1 protein-coding gene is annotated in these 2,050 nt (G+C 57.6%); it reads left to right on the top strand.

Annotated features, from left to right (window positions below; genetic code table 11):
* Window positions 1-289 precede the first annotated feature (289 nt).
* A complete protein-coding gene (locus tag FHR97_RS20040) occupies window positions 290-1,288 on the top strand; it encodes an IS5 family transposase (protein ID WP_183385564.1) in 999 nt (332 codons plus the stop codon).
* Window positions 1,289-2,050 lie beyond the last annotated feature (762 nt).

The following is a 2,050-nucleotide window of genomic DNA, read 5'->3' as shown; positions in this document are numbered from 1 at the left end:
TCAGCAACGTCAAGTTCCAGGACGGGGAGCAGGTAGCCGATCAATCAGACAGGAATGCGGCCTGACCGCCATCCACCAGATTTGACGATAACTCGGGGGCGGCAATGCGTAAGCTGATCCACATCGCTTACGGGATCCTCAAGACGCAAACCGAATATCGGCCACAAACCGCCTGATGGGCTGTTTGCGGCCGGTTAGGGAAACGCTGCATAAATCCCGCCGGAGCTGCCTGAGCGCCTCCGGCGGGATAGAATCTGACCTTCCTGCCACCGTCTGACAGAGCCACCCAATGAAGCAGATCTCGTTCGCCCAGGCTGAGCACCAGAACAAGAAGAAGGTCACCCGTCGTGAGCGGTTCCTGGCCCAGATGGATGCGCTGGTGCCATGGCAGCGATTGATCGATGCGCTGTCATCGTCCTACTACCCAAACTCGGCGGGGAAGCGGGGACGTCCCCCCATCGGCCTGGCGCGCATGCTGCGCATCTACTTCCTCCAGCAGTGGTATGCCCTCGCCGACGAGGCGTTGGAAGATGCCATCTACGACAGCCAGGCCATGCGCGACTTCGTCGGTATCGACCTGGCCATCGAGAGCGTGCCAGATGCCACGACGCTGCTGCGATTCCGTCATTTGCTGGAGAAGCACACCCTGACCCAGCGGATCTTCGAGGAGATCAATGCCAGCCTGGTCGAGCAGGGCCTGTTCATGCGCGAGGGCACGATCGTCGATGCCACCATCATTGCGGCGGCCCCCTCCACCAAGAACAAGGCCAAGCAGCGCGACCCCGAGATGACACAGACTCGAAAGGGCAACCAATGGTACTTCGGCATGAAGGCCCACATTGGCGTCGACGCAGTGACCGGGCTGACTCATACCGTCGTTGCCACCTCGGCCAACGTGGCGGATGTCACCATGGCAGAGCACCTGGTGCGGGATGATGACAAGCGAGTCCACGCCGATGCCGGCTACATCGGCATGGACAAGCGCCTGGGTGAGGAGAAGGATGCTGAGGATTCCCGTTGCTGTATCGCGGCCAAGCGGGGTGGCATCAAGAAGATGGAAGAGAGCCCGATGAAAGAACTGCTGCTGAAGATCGAGAGAACCAAGGCCAGCATCCGCGCCAAGGTCGAGCACCCGTTCCACGTCATCAAGAACATCTTCGGCTATCGGAAGGTTCGCTACAAGGGGCTGGCCAAGAACCAGGCGCAGTTGTTCAGCCTGTTTGCCCTGGCGAACCTGGTACTGGCGAAACGATGCAAGGACCGAGTTGACGGGGTCAGTGCGTCTTGAATCTGGCCTGGCAGCCGAATAACACGGCTGCCGGGCTGAAGAGGCCACCCCATGGTGGCCTGAAGCAAGTTGCTGAAGCAGAAAAGCCGCTCTTGGGCAGCTTCATAGACCGGGCGCTGAATTGTTCAGCGATTCCTTAGGAGAGATGGTATCTAGCTTCTTGACACCATCACTATCATGCCGCTTACAGTGATATTCGAGATAGAGAAGCCCTAATTGACGGCACCTCCCCGCACCCTTGTGTGGGGACATGATGGCCAGCCTCGCAAAGCGAAGCTGCTTTATAACCGCGGGAGTCAGGCGTCGGTGCGACTCCAGGCTCACGAGAGTGGACCGAAATACCATAAACCGGACTGACTCGTGGCCAGGTAGCCAGATAACTTGAGAAAAATCCGGTTTAAGTTTCAGCTCTAAGGAAACGCTGCATAAATCCCGCTGCAGCTGCCGGGCAGCCATCGTCGGGTAAGCGATGAGAGGGCAGATCTTCTGTGGATGAGGTGAAAATACACGTCAATACGGCCTTCTTGACATACACAAAAGGATCTACTGGAATGGTTGAGCGACTTGGTGATGACTCATGCTGCGATATTGATAATCAGGTCGCTAGCCACTGAGAGCGAAGACGCTTTCTCCTCTCTCGAACCTAGCACAGGTGATGTGACTGTTAATCCTGAATTCAAGCAATAAGCGCAGCACCTGCGGTGTTCAGGGCTCCTGAGTATTCCCCCAGGAATACCTGTGCCGGTGTCCGGTAGCCGAGGC

Source organism: Halomonas stenophila (assembly GCF_014192275.1).
Lineage (GTDB): Bacteria > Pseudomonadota > Gammaproteobacteria > Pseudomonadales > Halomonadaceae > Halomonas > Halomonas stenophila.
This window is presented reverse-complemented; position numbering and strand designations above follow the sequence as displayed.